The organism is Pseudomonas sp. Pseusp16, from assembly GCF_047324915.1.
Taxonomy (GTDB): Bacteria; Pseudomonadota; Gammaproteobacteria; order Pseudomonadales; family Pseudomonadaceae; genus Aquipseudomonas; species Aquipseudomonas fluorescens_CD.
The window spans coordinates 2989768-3015918 of record NZ_CP168522.1 but is presented as its reverse complement, the minus strand read 5'-3'; the positions used below and the strand labels follow the sequence as shown (position 1 = coordinate 3015918).

General features: G+C 54.2%; 24 protein-coding genes and 2 pseudogenes. 5 read left to right on the top strand and 21 right to left on the bottom strand.

Features of this window, described 5'->3' with window-relative positions; all coding sequences use genetic code 11:
* Positions 1-165: 165 nt before the first annotated feature.
* Entirely contained in the window at positions 166-2391 is a 2226-nt protein-coding gene (locus ACEN8Q_RS13630; protein WP_413705337.1) for a polysaccharide biosynthesis tyrosine autokinase, read from the bottom strand.
* Positions 2392-2429: 38 nt separating this feature from the next.
* On the bottom strand, positions 2430-2870 hold the full coding sequence (locus tag ACEN8Q_RS13625) for a low molecular weight protein-tyrosine-phosphatase (RefSeq protein ID WP_413705336.1): 441 nt from the start codon (positions 2868-2870) through the stop codon (positions 2430-2432).
* 666 nt (positions 2871-3536) lie between these two features.
* On the opposite strand from ACEN8Q_RS13625, the gene rfaH reads away from it, so the two are divergent.
* Complete coding sequence (gene rfaH / locus ACEN8Q_RS13620; RefSeq protein WP_413705335.1) at positions 3537-4043, top strand: transcription/translation regulatory transformer protein RfaH; 507 nt, start codon at positions 3537-3539, stop codon at positions 4041-4043.
* A 490-nt stretch (positions 4044-4533) separates the two neighbouring features.
* Here rfaH and ACEN8Q_RS13615 read toward each other — a convergent pair whose 3' ends face one another.
* The 4 genes from ACEN8Q_RS13615 to ACEN8Q_RS13600 all read right to left on the bottom strand — a co-directional run bounded on the left by ACEN8Q_RS13615 (position 4534) and on the right by ACEN8Q_RS13600 (position 8514).
* On the bottom strand, positions 4534-5928 hold the full coding sequence (locus tag ACEN8Q_RS13615) for an undecaprenyl-phosphate glucose phosphotransferase (RefSeq protein ID WP_413705334.1): 1395 nt from the start codon (positions 5926-5928) through the stop codon (positions 4534-4536).
* A 357-nt stretch (positions 5929-6285) separates the two neighbouring features.
* Positions 6286-6966 (bottom strand): helix-turn-helix domain-containing protein, encoded by a 681-nt coding sequence (locus ACEN8Q_RS13610; protein ID WP_413421498.1) that lies wholly within the window; start codon positions 6964-6966, stop codon positions 6286-6288.
* A gap of 34 nt (positions 6967-7000) precedes the next feature.
* Entirely contained in the window at positions 7001-7744 is a 744-nt protein-coding gene (locus tag ACEN8Q_RS13605; RefSeq protein WP_413705333.1) for an EAL domain-containing protein, read from the bottom strand.
* A 29-nt stretch (positions 7745-7773) separates the two neighbouring features.
* On the bottom strand, positions 7774-8514 hold the full coding sequence (locus ACEN8Q_RS13600; protein ID WP_413421502.1) for a winged helix-turn-helix domain-containing protein: 741 nt from the start codon (positions 8512-8514) through the stop codon (positions 7774-7776).
* Between the two features lie 523 nt (positions 8515-9037).
* Between ACEN8Q_RS13600 and ACEN8Q_RS13595 the strand changes: the two genes are divergently transcribed.
* Positions 9038-9871, top strand: a complete 834-nt coding sequence (locus tag ACEN8Q_RS13595; RefSeq protein WP_413421556.1) for an undecaprenyl-diphosphate phosphatase — start codon at positions 9038-9040, stop codon at positions 9869-9871.
* A gap of 57 nt (positions 9872-9928) precedes the next feature.
* On the opposite strand, the gene dusA is transcribed toward ACEN8Q_RS13595, so the two are convergent.
* Positions 9929-10933, bottom strand: coding sequence for a tRNA dihydrouridine(20/20a) synthase DusA (gene dusA, locus ACEN8Q_RS13590; protein WP_413705332.1), 1005 nt, complete (start codon positions 10931-10933; stop codon positions 9929-9931).
* 50 nt (positions 10934-10983) lie between these two features.
* Between dusA and ACEN8Q_RS13585 the strand changes: the two are divergent.
* Positions 10984-11201: pseudogene (locus tag ACEN8Q_RS13585) on the top strand (hypothetical protein); the annotation flags it as partial.
* Between the two features lie 341 nt (positions 11202-11542).
* Here the strand turns inward: ACEN8Q_RS13585 and ACEN8Q_RS13580 are convergent.
* Positions 11543-13186, bottom strand: coding sequence for a hypothetical protein (locus tag ACEN8Q_RS13580; protein ID WP_413705331.1), 1644 nt, complete (start codon positions 13184-13186; stop codon positions 11543-11545).
* Between the two features lie 194 nt (positions 13187-13380).
* On the opposite strand from ACEN8Q_RS13580, the pseudogene ACEN8Q_RS13575 reads away from it, so the two are divergent.
* A pseudogene (locus tag ACEN8Q_RS13575) lies at positions 13381-13563 on the top strand (IS5/IS1182 family transposase); the annotation flags it as partial.
* Positions 13564-13722: 159 nt separating this feature from the next.
* On the opposite strand, the gene rffA reads toward ACEN8Q_RS13575, so the two are convergent.
* The 7 genes from rffA to ACEN8Q_RS13540 form a co-directional block, all read right to left on the bottom strand.
* Positions 13723-14862, bottom strand: a complete 1140-nt coding sequence (gene rffA / locus ACEN8Q_RS13570; RefSeq protein ID WP_413421506.1) for a dTDP-4-amino-4,6-dideoxygalactose transaminase — start codon at positions 14860-14862, stop codon at positions 13723-13725.
* A gap of 14 nt (positions 14863-14876) precedes the next feature.
* Positions 14877-15401: a hypothetical protein gene (locus tag ACEN8Q_RS13565; protein WP_413421508.1), complete on the bottom strand. Its 525-nt coding sequence runs from the start codon at positions 15399-15401 to the stop codon at positions 14877-14879.
* A 17-nt stretch (positions 15402-15418) separates the two neighbouring features.
* The gene (locus ACEN8Q_RS13560) at positions 15419-16381 is read right to left on the bottom strand and encodes a lysylphosphatidylglycerol synthase transmembrane domain-containing protein (protein WP_413421509.1); all 963 of its coding nucleotides are present in this window, start codon (positions 16379-16381) and stop codon (positions 15419-15421) included.
* A gap of 137 nt (positions 16382-16518) precedes the next feature.
* Positions 16519-16755 (bottom strand): acyl carrier protein, encoded by a 237-nt coding sequence (locus tag ACEN8Q_RS13555; RefSeq protein WP_057715611.1) that lies wholly within the window; start codon positions 16753-16755, stop codon positions 16519-16521.
* 293 nt (positions 16756-17048) lie between these two features.
* Positions 17049-17678 carry a hypothetical protein gene (locus ACEN8Q_RS13550; protein WP_413705330.1) on the bottom strand — a complete coding sequence of 210 codons (630 nt, stop codon included), beginning with the start codon at positions 17676-17678 and terminating at the stop codon, positions 17049-17051.
* Positions 17675-18574 carry a DapH/DapD/GlmU-related protein gene (locus ACEN8Q_RS13545; RefSeq protein ID WP_413705329.1) on the bottom strand — a complete coding sequence of 300 codons (900 nt, stop codon included), beginning with the start codon at positions 18572-18574 and terminating at the stop codon, positions 17675-17677. The genes ACEN8Q_RS13550 and ACEN8Q_RS13545 overlap by 4 nt, the downstream gene beginning before the upstream one ends.
* Complete coding sequence (locus tag ACEN8Q_RS13540; RefSeq protein ID WP_413421514.1) at positions 18574-19524, bottom strand: glycosyltransferase family 2 protein; 951 nt, start codon at positions 19522-19524, stop codon at positions 18574-18576. Before ACEN8Q_RS13540 ends, ACEN8Q_RS13545 begins: the two co-directional genes overlap by 1 nt.
* Positions 19525-20124: 600 nt before the next feature.
* Between ACEN8Q_RS13540 and ACEN8Q_RS13535 the strand changes: the two genes are divergently transcribed.
* Positions 20125-20346 carry a hypothetical protein gene (locus tag ACEN8Q_RS13535; protein ID WP_413421516.1) on the top strand — a complete coding sequence of 74 codons (222 nt, stop codon included), beginning with the start codon at positions 20125-20127 and terminating at the stop codon, positions 20344-20346.
* Between the two features lie 69 nt (positions 20347-20415).
* Here ACEN8Q_RS13535 and ACEN8Q_RS13530 read toward each other — a convergent pair whose 3' ends face one another.
* The 6 genes from ACEN8Q_RS13530 to ACEN8Q_RS13505 all read right to left on the bottom strand — a co-directional run bounded on the left by ACEN8Q_RS13530 (position 20416) and on the right by ACEN8Q_RS13505 (position 26088).
* Positions 20416-21177 carry a transporter substrate-binding domain-containing protein gene (locus tag ACEN8Q_RS13530; protein ID WP_413705499.1) on the bottom strand — a complete coding sequence of 254 codons (762 nt, stop codon included), beginning with the start codon at positions 21175-21177 and terminating at the stop codon, positions 20416-20418.
* A gap of 118 nt (positions 21178-21295) precedes the next feature.
* Positions 21296-22219, bottom strand: coding sequence for a copper homeostasis membrane protein CopD (gene copD, locus ACEN8Q_RS13525; protein WP_413705328.1), 924 nt, complete (start codon positions 22217-22219; stop codon positions 21296-21298).
* 3 nt (positions 22220-22222) lie between these two features.
* A complete protein-coding gene (gene copC, locus ACEN8Q_RS13520; RefSeq protein ID WP_413421519.1) occupies positions 22223-22606 on the bottom strand; it encodes a copper homeostasis periplasmic binding protein CopC in 384 nt (127 codons plus the stop codon).
* A gap of 52 nt (positions 22607-22658) precedes the next feature.
* Positions 22659-23561 carry a copper resistance protein B gene (locus ACEN8Q_RS13515; RefSeq protein WP_413705327.1) on the bottom strand — a complete coding sequence of 301 codons (903 nt, stop codon included), beginning with the start codon at positions 23559-23561 and terminating at the stop codon, positions 22659-22661.
* 10 nt (positions 23562-23571) lie between these two features.
* Positions 23572-25278 carry a copper resistance system multicopper oxidase gene (locus tag ACEN8Q_RS13510; RefSeq protein ID WP_413705326.1) on the bottom strand — a complete coding sequence of 569 codons (1707 nt, stop codon included), beginning with the start codon at positions 25276-25278 and terminating at the stop codon, positions 23572-23574.
* Positions 25279-25386: 108 nt separating this feature from the next.
* The gene (locus tag ACEN8Q_RS13505) at positions 25387-26088 is read right to left on the bottom strand and encodes a murein L,D-transpeptidase catalytic domain family protein (RefSeq protein ID WP_413421523.1); all 702 of its coding nucleotides are present in this window, start codon (positions 26086-26088) and stop codon (positions 25387-25389) included.
* Between the last annotated feature and the right edge of the window lie 63 nt (positions 26089-26151).

Sequence of the window (26151 nt, the reverse complement as noted above, 5' to 3'; positions counted from 1 at the left end):
TTTTTCCACGCTACCGCCCCAGGATTAACTGCCAGTCCCTGAGAGCGTCACTATTTACTAATGTGTCTGCGTCTTTTTTCAGCTGCAGGTAGGAAGGTGGAGTTGATACGGCTACCGCCAAGCACTTCTGCTTGACGGTAGCGGGGTTAGATAACGGTTATTTAACTAAACGTTCTCTGATTTATATTCGTAGTTGTAATAACCATAATCGGCATAGCCATATTTGGCCGAGGCGCGTTTTTCAACGCCATTGAAAATGGCGCCTTTCAAATCAATGCCATTTTGCGCAAAACGACGCATGGTCAATTCAATTTCACGAACCGGGTTCAGCGCAAAGCGCGTCACAATCAAGCTGGTGCCCGACTGGCGACCGACAATCGCCGCATCCGTCACCGCCAGCAACGGTGGAGTATCCAGAATCACCAGGTCGTACTGGGCACTGACTTCGTCCAGAAAGGCACTGAAGTTTGCGTGCATTAACAGTTCTGAAGGGTTGGGCGGTATTTGTCCGCGGCCGATAACGTCAAGGTGCTCGAATTCGGTTTTATTGATCGCGGTTGCCAGGTCGCAGCGCTTGACCAGTAAATCTGAAAGCCCGTTTTCAGCGGGAGTTCCGAATACTTTATGCAAATAGCCTTTGCGCATATCCACGTCGATCAGCAATACACGCTGACCAGTCTGGGCGATGACTGCGGCGAGGTTGGCGGAAACGAATGTTTTACCTACCTTGGGGCTCGGGCCGGAGACCATCAGGCGATTATTGCTGGCTTCGAGCATGGCGAAGTGCAGACTGGTGCGCAGGCTGCGCAATCCTTCTATGGCCAGGTCGGTCGGGTGACTGCTGGCCAGTATCGGCGCTACGTTGTTGGCGCGGCCTCGGCCACTACGGAGGGTTTTGCTTTCTTCAGTTTTTTGCAGTGTGCTGAAAGGAATGGATGCGTACACCGGCAACCCCAGTTGCTCGATTTGATCCGGATTTTCCACGCCACGGTTAAGGGCTCTGCGGAAAAGCACCACTGCAATCGCCAGGAAAGCGCCGAACAGGGTGGCAATGAGTACGATCAGGGGTTTCTTGGGTTTGACGGGCTTGAGCAGATCCACATCGGCGGTATCGATCAAGCGCACGTTGCCCACGGTGCCGGCGCGCATCACATCCAGTTCCTGGGATTTATTCAGGAGTTGGGTATAGATTTCGGTGCTGACTTTTACATCGCGGGTGAGGCTAAGAAGTTCTTGCTGTGTTGAAGGCAGGCCCTCGACTTTTTTGGCCAGGCCATTCTGCTTGGCTGTCAGCTCGCCCAATTGGCTGAGCAAGGCCCGATAGGCGGGATGCTGACGGGTAAACTTGCGATCCATTTCCGCTTGCTGCAATTTCAGTTCGGAGATGCTGGTATCCAGCGCCACGATCTGATCGAGAATGGCCTTGGCTTCCAGGCTGATATCGATGGATTTGCTACGAATTTGATACTTGTTAAGAGCGTTTTCGGCTTTTTCCAGGTCTTGACGGACCTGAGGCAGTTGATCCTTCAGAAACTCCAGGCTTTGAGCGGCTTCGGCCGATGTCCGCTCGACATTCTGTCGTACATAGAGCTTGGCAATTTCATTGAGGATTTGAATGGCTTTAGCCGGCTCTTCGCTCTCAAGAGCAAGCCCGATCATGCCGGATTCTTTACCACGCTCTGATACATCAAGCACCTTTTGGTACTTCAGAATACTGGTCAGGCGTGGGTCACGCACAATGCTGAACGTTGTACCTGGATTCGCCTGCAACACTTCGACCTGCAGTTTAATGCCGTCTTGGTCATAGGCTTGGCCTACCTGGCTTTGGACCAGGACATTGTCGTCTTCATCCAGCAACGTGAAGCGACCGTTGTCACCGGTGACCAATGTAAGCGTCTTGCTCAGAAGCTCTTGTGGGAGTTCGAGCTGAAATATTTTCAGGGTTTCGCCGCCCCAGGCATAGCTGCTCATGCCAAGCCATGGCGTCGCGACCGTATCAACAGTGTCTGGCTTGAACCGGCGAGCAATAAAGTCGCCGATCACCGGAAAACGGTTCGGCTCGACGGTAATATCGAGCGATAGATTATCGACAACCTTGCCGATGATGGCGCGCGATTTGATTAATTCAATTTCTGTAGCTGAAGGCGACTCTTTACCCAGCATGCTATTGATATCGGAGAAACCGAGCATGTCATTTTTCTTTGCCTCCACCTGTATCAAGGCAGTTGCCTGGTAAACAGGATTGGCCAACACGGCATACGCCGTGCCAACGGCCATGGAGGCAGCAGTGATCCCGGCAATCAACCATTTATGATCGACCAGTGTCCCGAGTAGGCCCATCAAGTCGATTTCATCATCGTCATGTGAGGTTAATGCTGGAGTTTGCTGCATAAGTGAGTTCTTTTTTAACAAGTATTCGGGGGAATGGTTTAGCGTGCGAGACGCTTTGCCCAGGCGGTTGCTGCTTCTTCAATCAACGCGTATGCATGTACAAAGGCAGGTTTGCCTTGACGGTAGGGGTCGCTGATTTCGCGGTTGTCCTGCCATTTGCCCAGCAAGAGGACCTTGCCTCGTGCTTCAGGCGCGATCTTGAGAACACGGTCTATGTGCGACTGCTCCATCACCAGGATCAGATCCGATTCGCTGATGGCTGCATGGGTCAGTTGATTGGCCTTGTGCTCTTCTGGCAGATGGCCATGCTCTTCCAGTACGATCCGGGCGGTGGGTTCGATCGGGTGATCTTGTAGTGCGCCAAGACCGGCGGAGCTAACTTCGATATCGGACTGCCCCAGCGCTGCTCGCAACAAATGTTCGGCAGTGGGGCTTCGGCAAATGTTGCCAATGCAAACGATTAGAATCTTGTTAAACAAGGCAACCTCCCTGGAAATTTCACACTTGCGGTGATCGTGCAATTGGAAAGACTGAAACTATGCTTTTCTTCAATGGCACTTTTGTGACGGCTTGCAGCTATTGGGTGTGTGCCTCTTTCCGTGAGGAGTTACCGTGCTGGATGAAGCTTTTGACTGCAAAGACTCTGGCCTGCTGGAATCTGGACTTGGCGCGTGCTTGACAGTTTCTGTGCTAAAAATCATAACTGGCAACCCACGACAACATCAACCATTAAATGCCACGCAAATATTGAATGCATATGGCAGAAAAAATTCCATATATAAAGTCAGATATTAAATAACAGTTAAATAACATTATCGCTTTTGGACTGACGATTTATAACGTTTTTGGCTTTTTTGTGTTGTCCCGTATTGGAGTGTGTTAAATGTCTTGATAGGTAGTTTGATGCTGAAGATGTTCGGGGTTTTGCCTTGGGCGCAGGATTCTCTGGCGTTCGTGTTTTGCTAATAAGTTTCGCAAGTTTTTGAAGGGTGAAGTTTCCATGATCGGCCAACTCCGTTTTTCAGGGGCATTTCCATCCCCGGGAGAAACCCGTCGCAAGATCGATGAGAAAACCAAGGAGCTGCTTGACCACATAGGTGCAGAAGGGGCTGATTGTGTCCATCCATAGTGCTTCGACTGTTCAAATGACCTTGCCTGAGGGTCTCACCTCTAGCGCATGGTATCTGGTGCAATGCAAGGCGAGCCAGGACGAGCGTGCAGAGATCAACCTGGTAAACCAGGGATATACCTGTTTTCGCCCTACGCATCGGCGCGAGCGTGATTTGCAGGGGCGCAGGAGCGTTGTTCGCGAATCGCTGTTCCCGGGTTATCTGTTTATCCAGCTCGGTGCAGGTGAGAGCTGGGCGCCTTTGCGTTCTACCCGCGGTGTGTTGCGAATTGTCAGTTTTGGAGGCAAGCCGCTACCCGTAGGTGATGACTTGATCGCACAACTTCATGAGCACGATAGCGGAGCCCCTGTGGAGGCCCGGTTTGCTTGTGGAGAGCGGGTGCGTATTAACGAGGGGCCTTTTGTCGATGTGGAAGCGATCTTCCTGGCGATGGAGGGCGAGCAGCGAGTGTTGCTCCTGATGACATTGCTGCAACGTGAGCAGAAAATCAGCATGCCCTTGGTTGGTATCAGTAAGCATTGACTCGGAGCATTGCTCCCGGCCAGCTAATCAACAAGCAGATAGCGTTCTGGCAACAAGGTCAGTTGCCCCCGTCTTCACTCCTCCCTCCCCAGTAGGCATTGAGTTTTATTCACAGCGCCAGGAAAGCAGCGGTCTCAGCCAGGGCCGCAGCTTTGCGGCATGGCTGACGCTGCCGTTGGCGAATGCAGTGTTTGTCGCCACGCGATTACCCCGGACCCACTTTTTTAGCGGACAACTGCTGCTGTTGCGCCTGCCTGAAGGTAAGCCCGGGCGTGCCGGTACCGCCCTGAATCTGGTCAAAAAGCTGTACGGTATCGAGCGGAGACTTAAAAGAAGTTGGCGATGAACATCGCCAAGAGAGCCGGCAGCAGAACAACCTGCCGGTGTTGGTGCAGTTGCAGGTATGGCTGGAGAAGGCCCTGCCTCAAGTGACGGCGCAAACGCACTGGCTAAATGGTTTGCGCCCCCTGGTTAACCTGCAGGCGCACCCTCAATAAATGTCTTTTGACAGCAAGGTGAACGGCGTCTTCACCAGGATTTTCACATCCAGCCACAACGACCAGTTGTTGATGTACTTGAGGTCGATCTCGACGCGCTTCTGCATCTTGTCGATGGTGTCGGTCTCGCCGCGGCAGCCGTTGATTTGAGCCAGCCCGGTGATCCCCGGTTTGATTCGGTGGCGAGCCATGTAGGCGAGAATCTTGCCGGAGTAGTAGTTGTTGTGCGCAACGGCATGAGGACGTGGTCCGACCAGCGCCATATGACCTTGCAAGACATTGAACAGCTGCGGCAACTCATCGATGGAAGTGCGACGGATAAAGCGCCCGATCGGGGTAATCCGCGAGTCGTTACGACTGGCTTGCTTCACCTCGTGATCGTCATGCACGCGCATGGAGCGAAACTTCCAGACTTTGATGACCTTCCCGTTCCATCCGTGGCGGTCCTGTTTGAAAAATACCGGACCATGGGAGGTGAATTTGACGGCCAGGCCAATGATCAACAGTAACGGGCTTAGAGCGATAATGGCCATCAGCGCCACGCTTTTATCGAGCAGGCTTTTGCTCAGCGCGGCAGTGGGTTGGCTGGTCAGCGGGCATTCAATCAAGTGGATTGCCGGCATGCCATCCACATCACTGACCGAGTGATTGAGCAGCGTCAGGCTGTTCAAGTCCGGGACCCAGACAACATCGACGTGGGCATCCAGCAAATCGACATACATTTCTTCGATTTGTGCCGCTTCGCTCAGGGGGAGCGTGATGTACAGGCGTCGGATGTCATGCGTCTTGATCAGTTCGAGCAGTTCGTCTTGCGGGCCTACGACAGGTAATGCGCCTGTCTCCGGCAAAGGCGTGGTGTCGGAGCTTACCAGGCCGACCAATGGGAAGTGCTCGAGGGCACGAAGCTTGTTGGCCAGTCCCAGCGCGAGCTCGCCAGTACCCACAATCAGCGTTCTACGCTCAATTTGACGCGCCCGTTGGTAGTACTTTGAAAAACCATGCAGCGGGACGTACAACAGCGCCTGTCCGATGTAGCAGCAGACCGCCCATATCAGAATGATTTGACGAGAAAACAGTTCATTGGCCTTGCAGAGAAAGGCGACAATAGCTAACGCTGCCAGTGTCATTGACCAACCCATCAGTAGTCTTATCAACCCCTCCAGGTAATTGTCCTTCTTTGCATAGACGCCGCACCATGTATAGGCCGGAACCGATGCAAGCACAGTAAGCGTTGCGCATACTCGATAATAGAACTCTACCGTTCCATTCTGGTAATAAACCAATAGAAGTAACAGGGCGACTACAAAGCCCTGACCCAGTGCCCACTGTCCCCAGAAGGTCAGTCCTTTGAGGGTGGTATTTCGATTGATACGAAGATTGTTAACCATACGGTATCCCCAAAATACGTCCATTCGTGTTTCGACAGACAAGAGCCAAAATCAATGCAGTAAGAGTTATTGTTCATATTAGATGGCGGTGCATTGACGATCGAAGCGCCAAAATAGCGGCGCAGTCATCAGTGGGTAGATTAATTTATTGGGGCGAGCACTGTCTGACGACTTTTAACGAGTGGTTTCTGTATCTGGTTGATATGTCTGGGCGAGAAGGGCGTTAGAAATAGTCTGGATTCAGCTTTTATAACGCGGATTTACAGGAGGGTGCTGAGGGGGCATGGAGGGGATAAAATGGCGTGCTTTATTGTTGTTGTATTGCACTGCCGGAGCGAACCATTTTAATTGTTCAGGCTAGATTTTTACGCGTACGATTTTTTGTATCAGGCAGTACCCGCGATTCCTGACTGCACGAAAAAGGCGTTCGCCGTTGCTGGCGTTTTTAAACTTTTCCTGTAATCGGCTCAGGCACATTTCCAGACCCCGATATTGCTCAGGTTCTCTGCCGATGCTACGGATAAGGTCCTCCTTGCTGACCACGCGATCATCATGGTGCAGCATCTTTTTAAGCAGCGTGGCCTCAAGGCCGGTCAAGACAATTTCCACGTCATCTTTGATCAACGCGCCGCTGACATCGCTCAGTCGCCAGGTTTCCGCCACCGGAACGTGCGGTTTGGCCGGTTGGGAGACGCATTCCCTGGTGTCATCTCTGGAGTTGACTGCGGTTGATGTGAAGTGAGTAAATTTCGTTACGGATTGAGCGGCTTGCCATTCGGACTTGAACGTCGAAAGTACGCGCTGAGTATCATGCTTGATAACCGGAGGAACCATTCTGGCCACTTGCGGGGAAATGAGTTCCATAAGCTTGGGGGCGGAAGTGGGTGGAGCAACACCTTCAAAAAACATCTTTGCCTGTGACGTGCCGTAGCTGTTGTATCGCTTGCTGGACAGTAATGCCTCAAGCTCTAGTTGTAGTGCGGGGTTGTGGGTAACCACAACAAAGTATTTTCTGGGGAGGTTTGTGCTGCTATCCATGGCTCTCTCCTTAGGTGCACGTCTGGGTGTTGGTTCAAAGGTTGTCGGCAGGGGAGTAATGACTCCCCTGGAAGTAATCAAAGGGCAACGCGCGAGCCAGTATATGGCTGGCAGCATGCTCGACTCTGTCCGCTATAAAGGAGACTTTTGTGTTGTGAGTGAGCATGGTCATGCGTTCGTGCAGGCGATTGAATAACTCTGGGTTGCCACTGAGCTTGAGGCTCAAGTCTAGAGAGGAAATCGGGATCTTTATATAGTCGAATAAATTCAGGGTTGTAAAGATTTCGATACTTTCATCGTCGATTTTGTAGTCGTCGAACGCGATTTCTATGCCGTGATCTTTCAACAGATATATGTTGTGAAGGATTTTCTTTTTTTCAGCAAAACTGATTGCCGAGAGGGGGAGTTCATTGAGTGCGATAACCAGCGTCTGGCCGAATTCGCGCAGAGCGGCGCCGGTCTGTATCAACTCTTCCGTGAGTGCGGAGTTGGCGAGATCCGACTGTCCTACGCAAACAAATCTACGGCTCAGGTATTTATTTCCGTTAGCCGTGTTGCGGTCTTTCAGCGAAAAGGCAATCAGCCTGGTTTGCATCAGTACTTCACTGTAGATCCCACTCATCTGATACGGCTCAGGCGCGCAAGTCGCGGAAACAGAGTCGTCAAAATGTATTCTGATCTCGCTGCCAAACGGGCAGTCATCCCGAGTGAGGATCAATTGTCGAGACAGGTAATGCTCTGCGTGATCATAGATTGGCACGCTCCCTGTTGCGCTCATAATACAGAAACTCCCTTCTACATTAAAAATCAGGTTGTCGAGATCAGACCCCTGATTAAACGATATCCATGCCCGCGGATGCTTTGAATGGCGTTGGTGCCATACATGCCTTTTATTTTGCCTCGAAGGCGACTGATCGACTTTTCCAAGGCTCTTGGGTCATAAAAATTTATATTCAGCCCCATGATTCTGGCGATTTCATCATGGCTCAATATCTGGTTTTTTGTCTGAGAGAAAGCCTCAAGGATTTTCATTTCTGCAAACGATACATCCAGTTTTTTATAGTCGCCAATAAGGCACATGCGAGTGGGGTCCAAAAGCAGATTATGCTTTTTTTGCCATTCTGGACTGTTAAAAAATTCGGACAGCGCGTCAGTATTTTCGTCTGCAGAAGTGTCGCAATTAATACAGTAGTCGGCCCCGGCAAGATAATATTTCATCTTGTTGTAGGTGCCTCTGCCGGTGATGGCTATGGAAATTATTGACGCCAGATTTTCGGCGCGAATATTTTCTACCAGGGTGAGGCTTTCAACAAACGCTTGTGGGCTGTCGATAACGATAAAAATTGCCCGGTACGAATCAGGACTCTTGTTTCTTTTGAGTGGGTTGCTAAAGCACATTGTATCAACGGCAATATCCTTGCCTACGTGACTTTCGACTAATTCCCTGAAGCCCTCAGCTAGCGTATGGGTTCGTCCAATGGTGAGAATACCTGTCTCCTCCTTCACGTCACTGTGGCCTGTAGTCGTTATTTTCCCTGTAAGCATCATGCTTTGACTCGGATGGGTGCTGGCATTTGAATGTTAAAGCACCAATTCTCGTTTGTGACTGACAATTGGTAACATTTCACTGTTTTTTCAGACGGTCGTCTCGTTTTTTTAACATTGCCGGTGATTCTGGCGTGATCGGTTGCCCGCCTGTGGTTCGAGATGCCTAATCATCGATGGCAATCTCGTGATTTGACATGGTATAGCGATGTGCCATCTTTTGTCCCGGCCCCCGCATTTTCGCACCAATACGACCGTGCATGTCGCTAAAGTTCCCGTTACTTGAGTTTTTTTGATTGGGTGCCATGAGGCTGCAAGGATTTGTTGTCTTAAGTGCGGGGTATTGCTCTTGCTTGACTCGGTACCATCCAATATTAACTGTTATATAACGCTCCTGTTGGTGGTGTCGGTCATGGACGTTTCATAACATAGAGTTTTATTAGTCGGCCTAATGCGCTTTACTTTCGTGTTGGCGTTGAATTAGAGCGAAGGCGCCGCATTGGTATTTGTCGATGAGGGGGGATTGATGGATCTTTGGACAACCATAACGGTGTTGATTTTAGGGGTGGTCGAAGGTCTGACGGAGTTTTTGCCTATATCCAGTACAGGGCACCAGATTATTGTCGCGGACTTGCTCGGCTTCGGCGGTGAGCGAGCCATGGCCTTTAACATCATCATTCAATTGGGCGCGATCCTCGCGGTAGTCTGGGAGTTCCGCCGCAAGATTCTCGAGATCGTTACCGGCTTGCCGACCCAGCGCAATGCACAGCGTTTCACCTTGAATCTATTAATCGGTTTTCTCCCGGCAGTGGTCCTGGGGGTGTTGTTTGCCGATAAGATCCATGAGTATCTGTTTAATCCGATCACTGTAGCTGTGGCATTAGTGGTGGGTGGCATCATCATGTTGTGGGCCGAGCAGCGGGAACATGTGGTGTATGTCGACCATGTTGACGATATGCGCTGGACTGACGCCCTCAAGGTCGGTTTCGCACAATGCCTGGCGATGATTCCGGGCACTTCGCGTTCTGGATCGACGATTATCGGTGGGTTGCTGTTTGGTCTGTCACGTAAGGCTGCCACGGAGTTTTCGTTCTTTCTGGCGATGCCGACCATGGTCGGTGCCGCAGTGTATTCAGGCTATAAGTATCGGGACCTGTTTCAGGCTGGCGACCTGCCAGTGTTTGCGCTGGGTTTCGTCGCGGCGTTCTTTTTCGCCATGATCGCCGTACGCGGTTTGCTCAAGTTCATCGCCAGCCACAGTTACGCCGTATTCGCCTGGTACCGGATCGGATTCGGTTTGCTGATTCTGGCAACGTGGGTATTCGGTTGGGTTGACTGGAGCGGGGCTGCAGCGCTCTGACAATTGCACCAGGCTTGCAGGACATGCAGCCTGGTCCGCAGGGGGCGCGGTTAACCGTTAACGCCCCTCAAGCAGCCCCGCCGCCTGATCCAGCAAGGCCAAAGGCTCTTTGGCCTTGTGGATATCCACCGACAACAACTGCCGGAACTTGCGCGCCCCCGGGAACCCGGTGCCCAGCCCCAACACATGTCGGGTGATGTGGTGCATCGAACCACCGGCATCGATATGCGCTGCAATATAAGGCCGCAACTGCGCCAACGCCTCGGCGCGGCTGATCACCGGCGCCGTGCTGCCAAACAGCTGTTGATCCACCTCGGCCATCACATAAGGGTTGTGATACGCCTCGCGGCCCAGCATCACGCCATCGAAGGTCTGCAAATGTTCGTGGCAGGCTTCCAGCGTCTTGATCCCGCCGTTGAGAATGATCTCCAGCTCCGGAAAGTCTGCCTTCAATCGCGCCGCCACGTCATAACGCAGGGGTGGAATGTCGCGGTTTTCCTTGGGTGACAACCCCTCCAGGATCGCAATCCGCGCGTGCACGGTAAAACTGGTGCACCCGGCATCCCGCACCGTGCCGACGAAATCACACAGCTCCTCGTAGCTGTCCCGCCCGTTGATCCCGATACGGTGCTTGACCGTCACCGGAATCGACACCGCATCACGCATCGCCTTCACACAATCGGCCACCAACTGCGGATGTCCCATCAGGCACGCGCCGATCATATTGTTCTGCACCCGATCGCTCGGGCAGCCGACATTCAGGTTCACCTCGTCGTAACCATGCTCCTGCGCCATGCGCGCACACGCGGCCAGGTCCAGCGGCACGCTACCGCCAAGCTGCAACGCCAGCGGGTGCTCGGCCTCGTTGTGCCGCAGAAAACGCTCGTGATCGCCATTGAGCAGGGCACCGGTGGTGACCATTTCGGTATAGAGCAGGGCGTTCCTCGACAGCAGACGCAGGAAATAGCGGCAGTGGCGGTCGGTCCAATCCATCATGGGCGCAACAGAAAACCTCCTGGATACCGAATCTGCTGGATAGGCTAGGTTTTCTGTGGATTTCATCGGCATTTAGCTACTTCTCATTTGCTACGACTTACTACGGTTTTTGCTTAATGTTGAGAGAGCCTTGCTGCAATGTAGCAACGCAAACCACTCGTGCAGCAAAATCCAAGGGATCAATCACCGTTCGCAAGCGCAAGAATGGCTCTGCAGCGTACACCGCACAGATCCGCATCAGGCAAAGGGTGTGACAGTTTATCAGGAAAGCCAGGCTTACGATCGCAAGACCACGGCCCAAGTCTGGCTCGGGCGGCGCGAAACTCAGTTGGCTGCTTGCCGAGTTTGGATCGATTGTGCCGCAAGGAATCACCCGCATTGCTACGCGACCCCCGAGTCGTAATCGAAGGTGCGGCTTATGAGCTACCGGTCTCGTTCCGGCAGCTTATAGAGCGATTGATCGAGCACTTTCAGGTGCTGGAAAAAGAAGTCGAGGAGATGAGTCGCGGATCAAGGCATGGCACCGGGCCGACGAGATCAGCCGCAATTGAGGCGTTGATCAGCAGGGAGCGTCCATATGCGCCGGCATGCTTGGGCGCGCGATTACCTGATGCGTCGAAATCCCTCGGCCTCCCGTTTCCGGGGTGCCGAGAGCAATAAAGCCGGTAACGCCAGTCAGATTTTACTGAAATTGACACAGCAGTAGCCCATATCGTCCTTCTGCTGCGCCTGCCGGAAATCATACGGCACCCATTCGCAGCGCGTGACCAGGCCTGGGCTATTCAGTCCTTTGAGAAATGGCAGCAGCCTGCCGTTACTCAAGTCGCCACCGTAGCCAATCTCAGACACGTAGAGCACGTGGATAGGTTTCTTGTCGCGCAAAAAGGCAAAATATGTCATGTGGTCCACTACGACATTTTCTGCCGACTCTGCAGGGATGCCACATGACGTCCCCAGCTTGCTGATTGAATCCAAATGAAGCTGAGTCCCCAGCACCGGAATCGAAAGCGGCTGCCCTGGCAAACTCGATTGAGCGAAGGAGGAGTTGCGTGTAATGCCAGGGGTCACGAGGGTTAACAGTGTCACCATCGACGCCATGGATAGCAGCAACAACAGTGAATAGGCTGTTAACGTGAGGGGGTTACTCGGCTTCACTGCGCGCCGGGAATGCATCAAAAGGGCGGTGATGATGATCGACACAGGCATGAATTGAATGCCTGCATAAAAATTCTGGATGTTGTAAAAAAACGCATTGATTAAATCCGCGCCGACCAACAATAGCGCCAGCACGACAGGCGCAGTTACTTGGCGGCGAACCACTTGCAACAGAAATACCAGGATGCTTACAACGTGGATTCCGATAATAAACGCGTACAGGGAATAATAAATGGCAAGATTGAGGTACGGCAACAATTCAAAGCTGTCAACGATAGGAGGCAACCAGCCTGATTGAAAAGTGGCATTAAAGGTCAGATGTATCAGCAGCCGGTCAGGAAAGCTTATTAAATTGTTGTATGCGGCGCTGACAAACTCAACTGGTGCAGAGAACAACATACCCGGTAACAATGTGTTGGCCGCCAGCATTTTTTGAATGTACGGCGCATCCTGACAGCCCGCAAGCGCATTGAAATAGTGAAAGTTCTGAACGCACAGAACCACGACGAACAGCCACAAACCATAGCGAATCGCTTTGTGGTAGTTTGCCGTCGCCAACCACACGGCCGCTAGCGCGAATGGCGCATAGAACATGCTCTTCGGGTGCGAATAGAAAAATAACGTCAGCAACAATGCAAGTCCGGCAGTCATCGCCACCTGCGCGCGCGCAGACTTCCGCTCCTTGAAGAAGAGTGCCAACAAACAAAACACCAGGATCGGCAGCATCAGAAATTGTTCAGGACGCGACAAGACCCACAGATAGGGTAGGACACCCAGTGAAGCCACCGCGACCAATCCAGCGAAACGCTGAAGAGCCCCTCCAGCATCACGCGCCTGCGTCAAGCACCAATAAGCGAGCAAGGCAAACCAGATCAGCGATAAAGTAATACCGCTCACTCTCAAGCCAAAAGGACCCAGGTGGGCATAGATCGCCGACAGTAATATGCCGGCCGGATAGAATATCCATGAAACTGTCCGCCCTACAGTTGTTGTGCATTGTGGATAAAGAGTAACTGCATTCCCGCCCTCCAGAAAGAGCCGCGCAACCCTGAATTTTGTCATGACTTCATCGGAGTAAACCGGAAGAAATACCCCGCTGAGTAATACAGCAAAGAACAATGCCAGAACAATTATTGGAATTTTATTTGTTAAAACATCTCTCATTCTTCAACACCCGGTCGATTTAAAAATCGATTATTCCATCTTCGTCAGTAAAGGTTTATTAATCGGCGCCAATGATAGCCCAATCCCGGCGTTGGACCTACATTGCATCCATCGAACCTGAAAGCTCTCTGGAAACCCCGAGTAAGTCCTTGGATGTGCTGAAATGCGCTCTGACTGCCTGAAGCGAGCCCCGCATGAGCGAGATGAGATTTTCCGACTTCGAATATGCCTGCAAGTGTGAGCAAACCCGGCATGAGCGTTTTCTGGCTGAAATGGATCGGGTGGTGCTTCATCTGCTGCAAAACTGGTTTGCATTGGGCGATCCGGCGATGGAAGAGGCGTTTTATAAAATCACTTCGTTGCGCCAGTTCAGCCGGTAATCCCTCATTTTTAGTACTCGCCAGAAGTAGCGGTCAGGTCATTGGTGTGCTGAGCGGTTAGTGCATTTAGCTACTGGTAACGATGTACCGTGCATCCAATGTCATGGGTGCAGCTACGCAGTGTGCAGATCAGCAATTGCACGCTGCGTGTTCCCTTCAGGAAATGGCGCGCTGTAGCGAGTCGACGATACCTGCCTGTTGCTCCTTTGTCAGCCCCACCCACAGTGGCAAGCGAATCAAGCGCTCCGACAGGGTGTCTGTATTTGTCATCGCGCCATGTTTTCGGCCATAGCGCAGTCCTGCCGGTGAGGAATGCAGCGGAACGTAATGGAACACCGGGTGGATATTGTCGTGTTTAAGCTTCTCTAGCGTGCGTTGGCGATCGATGCCGGGAGCAAGCAAGACATAGTACATGTGTGCATTGTGTGTGCAATCTGCCGGAATGATCGGGCGGCGTACTGCACCTGTCAATTCAAGCCCTTCGAGCACTTGGTGATAGTGGTTCCAGCTATCCAGGCGATTTTGTGTAATTGACTGTGCCTCTTCCAGCTGCGCCCAAAGAAAAGCGGCGGTCAATTCACCTGGCAGGTAGGAAGAACCGACTTCCTGCCAGGTGTACTTGTCCACTTCACCTCTGAAGAATCGGCTTCGGTCGGTACCTTTCTCTCGAATAACCTCGGCGCGTAATGACAGTGCCGGGTCGTTAACCAATAGCGCGCCCCCTTCGCCGGATATCACGTTCTTGGTTTCGTGGAAGCTATATGCGCCAAGATCACCAATACTGCCCAAGGCTCTTCCTTTATAGGAGGCCATGACCCCCTGCGCAGCGTCCTCAACCACGTGGAGACCGTGCCGGCGGGCGATCTCCATAATCGTGTCCATTTCGCATGCGACGCCAGCGTAGTGAACCGGAACGATTGCCTTGGTGCGAGGTGTAATCGCAGCCTCGATCAAGCGCTCGTCCAGATTCAGTGTGTCGTTTCTGATATCGACAAACACCGGTATTCCACCGCGCAATACAAAAGCGTTAGCAGTGGAGACGAAGGTGTAGGAGGGCATGATGATCTCATCCCCAGGTTCAATATTCAGCAATAGGGCTGACATCTCCAGAGCAGCAGTGCAAGAGTGCGTCAACAATGCCTTTTCGCTGTTGGTGTGCTGTTCAAGCCACTGATGGCAGCGTCGAGTGAAGGGGCCGTCACCAGCAAGCTTATTAAGGAACTTCGCTTCTGCAATATAGTAAAGTTCCTTTCCCGTCATGTAAGGGCGATTGAAGGGAATTTTAAAGTCGCTCACTGTAGGTCTCCAGATTATCGTTTTTTGGCTAACAGCAAGAGTGAGCCGCCGAGGGGAAAGGTGATACCTGCCTTCAAAAGGCCAAACTCTATCTTCATAACGAACTCAAGGAGTCGATTGGTCCGGTCAGAAATATCGAGCTCGCTGTTTACTTCCGCATTTTTTTGACCGGGGCGCTGTCGTGCCAGCCACAGCCAGCGATGCTGGGGGGCGGTCTGCAATAGCTGGCCATCCTTATGCGGTGCGCGGGAAAGATTCGCCAGCACCTGTTCATCTTCATCGATATGTTCGATGACATCAAAAGCGCCAATTCCATCAAATCGCTCGGCATCGTTCATGGCACGCGCCTCCAGCTTTTCTAAGCTTGCGCTGGGCACGTGTCGACGCACGTGCATCAGGCCTTTATCGAAAGACTCGGTGCCGGAGAGTATCGTTTCGGGATACTCCTGGTGAATCCCTTCCAGCACAAAGCTGCGTGCCTCTGCCAGGGCAAGCGCCTCAAAGGCGGACTTGGGGAACGGGGTGCGATCTGGGGGCATCAATGTGGCTCTCTGTTTTAGTTTTTGTCCTTCTGGCGATTTTCCCGAATAGTATCCCACAAATAAATAAAGCCACCGCAAGTGGCAGGGATCAGCGCCATTAGAATGTAGTTTGCCAGGGAGGCGCCCACGGCTATATTGGCTGGTACGTCCAGTAGGCCATAAAAATAAACAAAAAAACCTTCGCGTACCCCAAGCCCGCCCACTGTTATTGGAACCATGGTCAGGATGGCGATGACTGGATAGAGAGCAAAGTGCTGAATGAAGGGGATGTCATAGCCATAGGCACGAAATACCAGATAAACTACCGATATCAGAGATATTTGATAACAGCAGATAAAAAGCAGGGATGACGTGAGCGCCTGCCGGTAGGGGAAGTTTATCGTGCTGGCATGAAGCTTTTGAATATACACCAGCAATAGAGTAAGTAACGGGTTTTTGACGGTGCGGCGGCTATAAAGTGCATGAATTTTTTTGCTGGTCAATATAATCTGGGTCACTACTGCTATGCTGCTGACGACTCCGACGGTCATGATGAGCAGCGTGTAGTTGTCTGATGCAGGTAAGAAGGGCAGGGCAAAAAGGGTAAAGGTACATAACACCAATAGTCCAATCATGCGCTCAATAATTACCGTACTGCCTGCGGTACCCCGCTTTTTCGGGTGGCGTCGTTCGATGTGAAGCATACGAAAGGCATCCGCTCCCTGTGTTGAGGGTAAAATCAAACCTTGAAATTGAGAGACCAGATTTATTTTCCAGAGGTTTGTTAACGCTTCGTCAATCGAATTGAGCCGCAGGAACACTTGCCAGCGGTTGGCAGAAAAAAAAGAACTCAAAGTGATTGGGATAACAGCAGCCAGCGCAAGGTAGTGCCATGCTGTAATGTCGCTGATTAATGCCGTTAGCTTAAGGTCAAATGTGTGTATGAGAAATGCATAGATAAAAATTACGATCAACAACTTCAAAAGCATTAAAGGCATGCTGGGTGCTCAACGTAGGAGGGTGACGCTAACGTTGTGTCGATAATAGGTTGGCGAGCCCTGTCACGGTCGAGAACAGCATGAGGGAGAGTGAACATACTGTCTGCCTCCCTCCCTTACATGACAAGGGATGTCGGTTATTGCAGTTTTGATTTTATGTAGTCGGCCAGGTCATTGATGGATTTAAGGTCTTCAATATCCTCGTCAGGGATCTCGATGGCGTAGTGATCCTGGATAGACAGAATGATGTTGAACATGCCGAGAGAGTCAATGCCCTGGTCGCTCAGGTTGATGTTGTCGCGCAGCGTTGAGGCATCTGCTACAACATCAGCCTGGGAAATAATGTTGATAAGTTGTTCTTTTGTCTGGGGCATGGTTAGTGTTTCATCGTGTAGGTGTTGAAGTTACCCCGGCCGGTACGTTTGTACTGCGGGAGGAGCTTAGTGGCATTGCTGGCAGTTGACGAGGTTGTCTGCAGGCCACTGAGCTGAACGGTGGTCATGTTGCCACACTCCATGCAACAAAGGGGGCCTGCTCTGTTGCCTGCTTCAAAAAGATGCAGGACATTAGCATCTGTCGAGAGAGGTGTGTAGTGTTGGCCGTCGAGCCATAAGCCTCGCTGAATTGGTACCTCGCCTTACTGCAAGGTTCGTATGCTGGCGGTAGGCTACTCGACTTTGAGGGCACTGAAATAGAGCATGCCGATATGATCTGCATTGAGCTGGATGCGACTACGGGTCAATCGGGTGCCCAGCGTCTGCTCAAGTGTCAGCTCTACCCCGCTCAAGCCAAAGCACGGCGGCCACTTCGGGCTTTCCCAGCGACAGAAAACCCACTGGCTGCCACTGGGTATGCTCAACTCCTTGAGATGCAGTGCCTTGTTCATGGATACCAGTACTTCGATCGGAGAGAAGTCATCTGGCATGGTCGTCAGGCTCACTGACCGATGGGCGGGTGTGAAAACACATTGTTTTTCAACCAGTGACTCGTCGTAAGCACGTCGTGTATCGGCGCAACCTTCGCCTTGAATCAATTTGCCTTCATGATCAATACCATCGAGTTGAAAGGTGAAGGTAGCGACAGCCTCACCCGGCAATGATCGAGGGGTTGATCTCGGCCACCAGTGACAGGTGAGTAGATGTCTGGTCATTGTACTGATTCTGAAGTCCAGCTTTTCGATGCGTGCGTGCGGTGCGTGGCGAGTGATTGCCTGCATCGCGGCATTGAGCATGTCGGCCCCTTGTATGTAGGTTCGTTCGCCTTTGAATCCCAGTGATAGCTCGATGGAGTGCATCACTTTTGTTTCCTGAGGTGGGCTGTCATGTTGGTCCTGTGATTGATTGCGAAGTTTCCGGAGACGACGCTGTTTGGCGCGATGTCGCCGATGACGACCGAGCCCATTTTTATTTGTACCGCGTCGCCAATCACAAGGCCCTGTGCGATGGAGCAAGAGGCACCAACCCATACACCGGCCCCCAGGCGTGTGCGTCCTGCAATAACGGTATTGCCGGAAATCACCGAGTTCTTGCCAATCACGGCGCCATGACCAACATTGGTCATGATGCCGATCTGGCAATTTTCGCTGATGGTTGTCGGTTGCTGGAACAAGGACCTGGCGATTACTGCGCCAGCAAGTATCTGGCAACCCGATTCAATGCGTACACCGCCCTGATGTTTGACCACCATCAGCGTGCCGTTGTCGTTGCGTAGCGTGATCAAGCCCTCGGCGCCTACCACCGCATTTGAACCGATGTAGACATTGTCCCCGATCTCGACAGGGCCTTCGATCACCACATTTGCTGAAATTTCGACATTGTTACCCAGTGTGGCCAGTGGCGAGATAACGGCGCTGGGGTGCAGCGTGCAATTTTTGCCGATGGTCGGTGCTTGCGCAGTTGCGCACTTTTTTTCTTCACTCAAACGGTTGTAGAGGTGAAAAAAAGAAGCGCGTGGGTCGGCACAGAACACAATTGATTTTTCAGTCGCTAATTCTTCATTTTTCAAACTTTCGGGGCACAGGGCACACGCGACGTTGGGTGTAGCCAAGGCTTTTTGCAAATAGTGCAAGTTCTGACAGTACACCAGTGCGCCAGGTGTTTGCGCATCGATTTCGTCGAGGTGTGCAAAGACCCCATCGTTTAAAATGTGTTCAGCAGGGAAGTAATCCACGACGCGGTAAGCGGATGTCATCATTACTCCACATGCTCTTCAATAATGGGGAACTGACTAAGGTGGGTTGCATTTTCGACCAGTCTTCCGAGGTACTCGCCTTGCACACCCAGTGCCAGAAGGATGTTACCGGCGAGGAATGACAGCAAGATCGCCAGCGATGCCCAGCCTGGTACTACATGATCGGTCAGGAGGGTGCGCAGCAGAACATACATGGCGAAAAAAATGCTCGACGCGCTGACCAAAAAGCCCCAGATCGACACATAGCGAAGTGGCAACAGGGAATAATTGACGATAAGGAACGAAAGCGTTTTGAACATCTTGCCAAGGGTGTAAGTGCTCGGGCCGCCATCGGCGCGCGGCGCGTGGCGAATGCTCACGTTCGCCATCATGCTGACGGGCACCGAATTAAAAAGCATCGCGGCGATATGTGGGTGGGAACCCTGATACCTGACGAGCTGTTTTGCCACCTGTTGACTCATGGCCCTGTAGCTCGAGAGGCTGAAACCGGTCGGTTTGCCCATGACCTTGCTAACCAGTTTCTGGTTGATGCGCGAAGCAATGTTGCGCCAGGCGCTGTGCTGTTTTTCAGCCATCGGGATCTTTCCGATGACGACATGCTTGCCGGCTTGAAGTTGATCAATAAACAGTGGGAGGTCTTCGGGGAAACACTGAAGGTCATCGTCGATTGTCACGACAAAGCGTTTGCAGGCATAGCCGATGCCGCACAGCGTGGCATGTTGTTGCCCCTTGTTCTTCGCGAAGCGAACGACTTTGACTCTGCGGTCTTGTTCGTGAAGTGCCAGAGCTGCAAGCCACGTCTGGTCCGGGCTCGCGTCATCGACAAGAATAATCTCCCAGTCGTCGCAAATCTGATCAAGAGTCGCGCGCGCGCGTTCGTAAAATTGCGGGAGCGTACTAGCGCTTTTATAAACGGGTACCACCAAGCTTACTGAGACGGTTTTATTATTCACCTTGAGCCTCATCCTGATCATTCGATTGTGCGATGACGCATGCTGCTAACGCGTCCTGCCTGGACTTACAGGCTTGTAGAGTTGTTGTTTGCTACTTGGCATCACGTGCAGAGGGGGGGATGCCATATGCCAACCGATTGGTAATCCTCAGGGAACCGGCCACCGAACACATGAACTGCATTACCGCTCATGTAAAGTGGGCCATCAGGCTCTACCAGCAACCAGGTGTCGGACAACTGTGTACAGGGCACCGAACGAGGCATGTTGATAGGTCGCTTAAAGGCGCGGATTTTAAGCTATGGGGGGAAGGGTGTCACGGTGCTGGAACCTTTACCTCTCGTTTTCAATCTGTTCGGGGGTGTAGTGGTCTTCAGTCTGGCGTTGTCGATTCAGCAACTGGCTGTGGTGGGGGAGTTGTTAGTGAATCGAACATTGGACAATGTCGATCCGCAAGGCAGTGGGGGTGAAATATCGCCAGGTGCACACGTTTCCTGAACCAACGCTGTCGCCCCACAAAATTTCATGATCCCCGGCACAGACGAGGCATAGGATGACCGCCAAATGTCATGTCCCCGCGCCTCAATCCACAGGAGTAGAAAAATGATCGCAAACCTCGTCAAAGTTTCGCTGATCGCCGGTGCTTTGTTGTTGAGCGCCTGTTCGGGCGTGAGCTCCCGTAGCGATTATTCGGTCGACTCCGTGCAGCCAGCCGGCTTTGGTCCGGGGCCGACCAGCAGCAACCCCGGCAAGATGAATTTCCATGGCAGTGCGCTCGGCAATAGCTTCGGCGAATACGGCTCGGGTTTGCTGCACGACGACTGATACGGGAACCGCAATGAAGAAGGGCGCTCCTCTGGGAGCGCCCTTTTTTGTGCGGGAAACAACGATCGGTTATTTCGCGCCGGGCACGGCCAGCCACTGCCGCAGAATCTTCTGGTAGTTGCCCGTAGCCTTGGCCAGGTGCAGCCACTGGTCGACGTACTGTTTCCAGGTGATGTCGTCCCGGGGCAGCAGGTAGGCTTTTTCGCCGTATTGCATGTAGTGCGTCGGGTTGACTGCGCACAGACCCGGTTTGAGCTTCTGCTGATACAGCGCCTCCGATGCATCGGTGATCATCACGTCGGCTTTTTTATCCAGCAGTTGCTGAAAAATGCTGATGTTGTCGCGAAGCTGCAATTGCGCCAGGGGCAGGTAGGCGTGGACGAACGCCTCGTTGGTGCCGCCGGCAGGTTCGACCAGGCGAACCGAGGGCTGGTTGATCTGGTCGACGGTCTGGTACAGCGCCTGGTCTTCGCAGCGCACCAGCGGGATTTTGCCGTCGACGTCCAGGGCGGTGCTGAAGAAGGCTTTTTTCTGCCGTTCCAGGGTGACCGAGATGCCGCCCATGGCGATGTCGCACTTGCCGGCGAGCATGTCGGGCATCAGGGTTTTCCAGGTGGTGGGCACCCACTCGACCTTGACGCCCAGGCTTTCGGCCAGGGTGCGGGCCATGGCGATGTCGATGCCGGAATACTCGCCGTTCTCGGCTTTGAAGGTGTAGGGCTTGTAGTCGCCGGTGGTGCAAACGCGCAGTTGTCCCTGTTGCATGACGCTGTCCAGATGCGAAGGTTCTGCCTGGACGCCAAGGGAGAGTGCGAGCAGGCCGCCGAGCATCATTGCTCTTGTGCTGTTTTTCATTGTTATCGGGCTTTTGTGCTGGTGTGGGGTTGAAGCGGGGGAGTGTAGTGAATCTTTCACCGGTGTGAAAAATCAACGTCCCCCTGAAGATTGCTCATTCCCCTTCCGGGCTCAATGTCCCCAACCATGCCACCAACCCCACAATCAATACCGCAGCAGCCATCTCGACTACCACGCTGCGCCGAAGGGCAAGGGCCGCCACGCGATATTGGCCCTCTCGCAACGACCGCTCCAGCAGGGGCCCAAGATGAAAGCGGTTCAATGCCGCCAGCACCAGCATCCCGGCAAACAGCAGCACTTTGATCGCCAGCAAAATTCCGTAGTGGCCGAATAAAACCTCATCGAGTTTCGGTCCTACGATGAACAGGTAGTTCACCACGCCCGTCACGGTGATGATCACAACGATCAAGGCACCAACAAGTTCAAATCGCCTGACTGCGCGAGCCAGCAAGCGAATGTTTGCTGGCGATTGCAGGGCGCGAGTTTTAGCCATCAGGGCAAACGCCAGCAACGCGCCGAGCCAGGCGCCCGCCGCCAACAGGTGCAGGATGTCCGCTGCAAAGTGCCAGAAACGGCGACCGCCTTCGTCCATGGCGCCATGCCCGCTCCAGGCCAGGCTGGCGAGGGCGATGCCGCCGGCAGTGGCGGCGATCACCAGGCTGATGCCGGGGGCGCGCGGGTTGAGCATCAAGGCCAATCCCGCGACCGTCAATGCAATCATCCGCACGGCCCAGGCCAATCCGACGTCTGTCTCCAGCAGCATCATCTCGATGTGAGGGCGCAACTCGGCAATGTCTGATTCGCCGCTCATGGCGCGGACCATCAGTACCATGCCAGCGAAGGACAGCAGCGCGCCGAGCCCGGCTGTTCCCGTCAACAATCGGCGAAACGGCAGCACCGTCCCGGATAGCCGTTCCTGTCCTTTAAAGCTGAAAAGCCCGAACAACGCCACGCCAAACAACAGCATCAAATCCACATACAACACAAACCGCAGCACGACGTTGGCCGATTCGCTCATCGATCATTTCACTTTGAACGTGACGTTGCCGGTGATCGGGTGGGTGTCCGACGACACCGCGCGCCATTCGACCTTGTAAGTGCCGGCAGTCAAGGGTGCTGTCGGCATGATGAACATGGTCTTCGGATCACTGCCGCCGCTGACTTTGGCCTTGACCGGCATCGGGGCGTGGGCCATGCCGGACATTTCGGTCATCAGCAGTTTTGCGCCGGAAAACTGAGTGACGAGGTTTTCGGAAAAGTGCAGTTCGATCTTGTCGGGTGACGCACCTTCGACGCCTTCCGCCGGAGTGGAGGAGAGCAGTTTGGGATGCGCTTGAGCGAGGCTGCTCATGAGCAGGCCAGTGATCAGCGCGATGGCGACGGTGGTGGGTTTGATGAGGCGCATGCAAGGTCCTTTACCGCTTGAAGCGGTTGTTGTTGGTTTGAGGTGAATCTGTTCAGAACCACAGCCGAATGCCGAGCACCAGGCGTGCTTCGCTGCGGTCCTCGCCTTCGTCGTTGGCAAAGTCGGCGGTGTTGCCGTAGGTGCGGTTCCAGGTGACGCCGAGGTAGGGTGCGATTTCCCGGCGGATTTCGTAGCGCAGGCGCAGGCCGGCTTCGGTGTTGGACAGCCCCGCGCCGATGCCTCGTTGCGGATCGTTTTTACCGTAGGCGTTGAGTTCGACGGTCGGCTGCAGGATCAGCCGATTGGTCAGCAGGATGTCGTAGTCGCCTTCCAGCCGCAAGGCGCTCTGGCCGCCTTCGCCAATGAAGGCTGTGGCTTCGGCTTCGAAGTTGTACAGCGCCATGCCTTGCACGCCGAGCGCGGCCCAGGTTTGCGGGGCGCCGGGCTTGAAGTCCTGGCGCACGCCGCTGACGACGTCCCACCAGGGGGAAATGGCGTGGCCCCACAGGGCCTGGATTTCCGCGTCTTCGGTCACGCCGTTGCTGCGTTCGCCTTCGGAGCGCAGCCACAGGCGATCAATGTCACCGCCGACCCAACCGGACAAATCCCAGGCCAGGGTGCTGCCATCGTCGGCGTCCTGCCATTCCAGTTTGTCGGCGAGGAAAAACGAATTGAGCGTGTTGTCATGTACGTGGTGACCGGCGGGATCGGCATACACCGCAGCGCGATCGGCATCGGTCAGCCGCGGAATCGGCGTGCGACTTTCACTGGGCGCGGCGGGCTGCATCTGGCCTTCGTCCATGCTTTGCATCTGGCTGTGATCCATCTGGCTATGATCCATGCCTTGCATCTGGCTGTGGTCCATCTGGCTGTGATCCATGCCTTGCATGTCATCGCTGGCGGCCATCGCCGTCGAGGTCGCGAGGGCGAAAAAAAACGGGGTGAATCGAATCATGGGGTGCGCCTCATTCTTCCACGCGAACTTCACGGAACATGCCCATTTCCATGTGGTACAGGAGATGGCAGTGATAGGCCCAGCGGCCGAGCGCATCGGCAGTGACCCGATAGCTGCGCCGGGAACCCGGTGGCATGTCGATGGTGTGTTTGCGCACCATGAACTGGCCGTTCTCGTCCTCGAGGTCGCTCCACATTCCATGCAGGTGGATGGGGTGCATCATCATCGTGTCGTTGACCAGCACGATCCGCAGTCGCTCGCCGTACTTGAGGCGCAGCGGCTGTGCATCGGAGAACTTCACGCCGTTGAACGACCAGGCGAATTTTTCCATGTGCCCGGTCAGGTGCAGTTCCAGGGTGCGGCCGGGCTCGCGGCCGTCGGGGTCGTCGAAGGTGCTGCGCAGGTCGGAATAGGTGAGGACGCGACGACCGTTGTTGCGCAGGCCCATGCCGGGGTCGTCGAGTTTCGGCGAGGTGGACATGGCTTGCATGTCCACCAGCGGGTTGTCGCTTTCCGAGGCAGGGTGGGCCTGCATGCCGGGCATGTCGCCCATGGCCATGGTGCTGTGATCCATGCCCGCCATGCTGCCGTGGTCCATGCCGCCCATGCCCATGTCATCCATGGTCACCAGGGGGCGCGGGTCCAGTGGTGGCAGCGGCGCAACCTGTCCGGTCTTCACCGCCAGGGTGCCCCGTGCGTAGCCGGTGCGATCCATCGCCTGGGCGAACAGGGTGTAGGCCGCTTCGGTCGGTTCGACGATGACGTCGAAGGTTTCCGCCACGGCAATGCGAAACTCGTCGACGCTCACCGGTTTGACGTGCAGGCCATCGGCGGCGACCACGGTCATTTTCAGGCCGGGGATGCGCACGTCGAAGTAGGTCATGGCCGAGCCGTTGATGAAGCGCAGCCGTAGCTTTTCCCCCGGGCGGAACACTCCGGTCCAGTTCGTGTCCGGTGCCTGGCCGTTCAACAGGTAGGTGTAAGTGGCGCCGCCGACGTCCGCCAGGTCAGTGGGGTTCATCTTCATCCCGGCCCACATTTTGCGATCGGCGACGGTCGGCCCCCAGCCTTTTTCGCTGACGTCGTGGATGAAGTCGCCCACGGTGCGTTTGTTGAAGTTGTAGTAATCGGACTGTTTTTTCAGGGTCTTCATCAGGCCGACCGGGTCTTCGTCGGTCCAGTCGCTGAGCATCACCACGTAGTCGCGGTCGTACTGGAATGGCTCCGGGTCCTTGGCGTCGATCACCAGCGGACCGTAGACGCCGGATTGCTCCTGAAGCCCCGAATGGCTGTGATACCAGTAGGTGCCGTTCTGCCGCACGATGAACTGGTAGACGTACAGGCCGCCCGGCTCGATGCCCTTGAAGCTCAGCCCCGGCACGCCGTCCATGTTGGCTGGCAGCAGGATGCCGTGCCAGTGAATCGACGTGCTGTCCTTGAGCTTGTTGCGCACCCGCAGCGTCACCGTATCGCCTTCACGCCAGCGCAGCAGCGGGCCGGGAATGCCGCCGTTGATGGTCATCGCGGTGCGTGGCTGCCCGGTGAAGTTGACCGGGGATTCGCCGATGAGCAGGTCGAAATCGTTATCGGCCAACACCTGCGGTTCGCCTGGGCTGCTGAGCGCCCAGACCGGCGTGCGCCATAACCCGAGGCCGCCGAAGAGCCCGCCGATGGCCAGCCCTTTGACGAAGGTGCGTCTTGAAGTGTGGGAGTGCATGCCGTGTGTTCCGCCCGTCAGCCTGTTGAACTTGTCGACGAGGCTAGCGGGCGGTGCCTTTCAGCAGGCTGAGGCGGGGATTACAGTTTTGACAGGTGGGGGCGTTGCTTACTGGCGTGAAGTGGACTTTTCCCTTGAGGCCACAGTGTCGCTGCCGCAGTTGATGTAGGAAGACGATTTCAACCAGCGCTGGTCCGGGTAGTAGGAAAACAACAACTGCCCGTCCTTCATCGAATCGATCAGCCGATGGGCAATCGCCGGTCTCACGGCCGGGCAACCCAGGCTGCGGCCGATCCGCCCGTTGGCGCGGGCCAGCACCGGGCTGACATAGGGCGCGCCGTGGATGACGATGGCCCGGTCATAGGCGTTATCGTTGAAGCCGGGCTCCAGGCCTTCCATGCGCAGCGAGTAACCGTTCTGGCCGAGGTAGCTCTCTTGTGTGCGGAACAGGCCGAGGCTGGTGGCATGGCTTTCGTTGCGGTTGGAGAACAGCGTGGCCATGTTTTCGCCGCTGTTGCGGCCATGGGCGACTAGTTCGTGAAACAGCAACTTGCGTCGTTTAAGGTCGAATACCCACAGGCGTTGTTCGGTCGAGGGCAGGGAATAATCGATCACTGCCAGCCTTTGGGCTGGGGCGATACCCTGGGCGCGGCTGCATTGAGTGGCGCGAACGGCCAGGGCAATCACTTTGGCGTCGGCGCCTGGCGCTGCTTTGACCAGCGCGTTTTCAAGCGAATCGGCGTAGGCTGACGTTACTGAAAGGCACGTCAGTAAAATGGCAAATAAAAGGCCAAAGCGGTTTAGCGCCATAGTCGGGTCTCATCATGATAATTTCGAGTCTAGCAGCGAGCGGAAAGTTGGCCGCTTGAAACG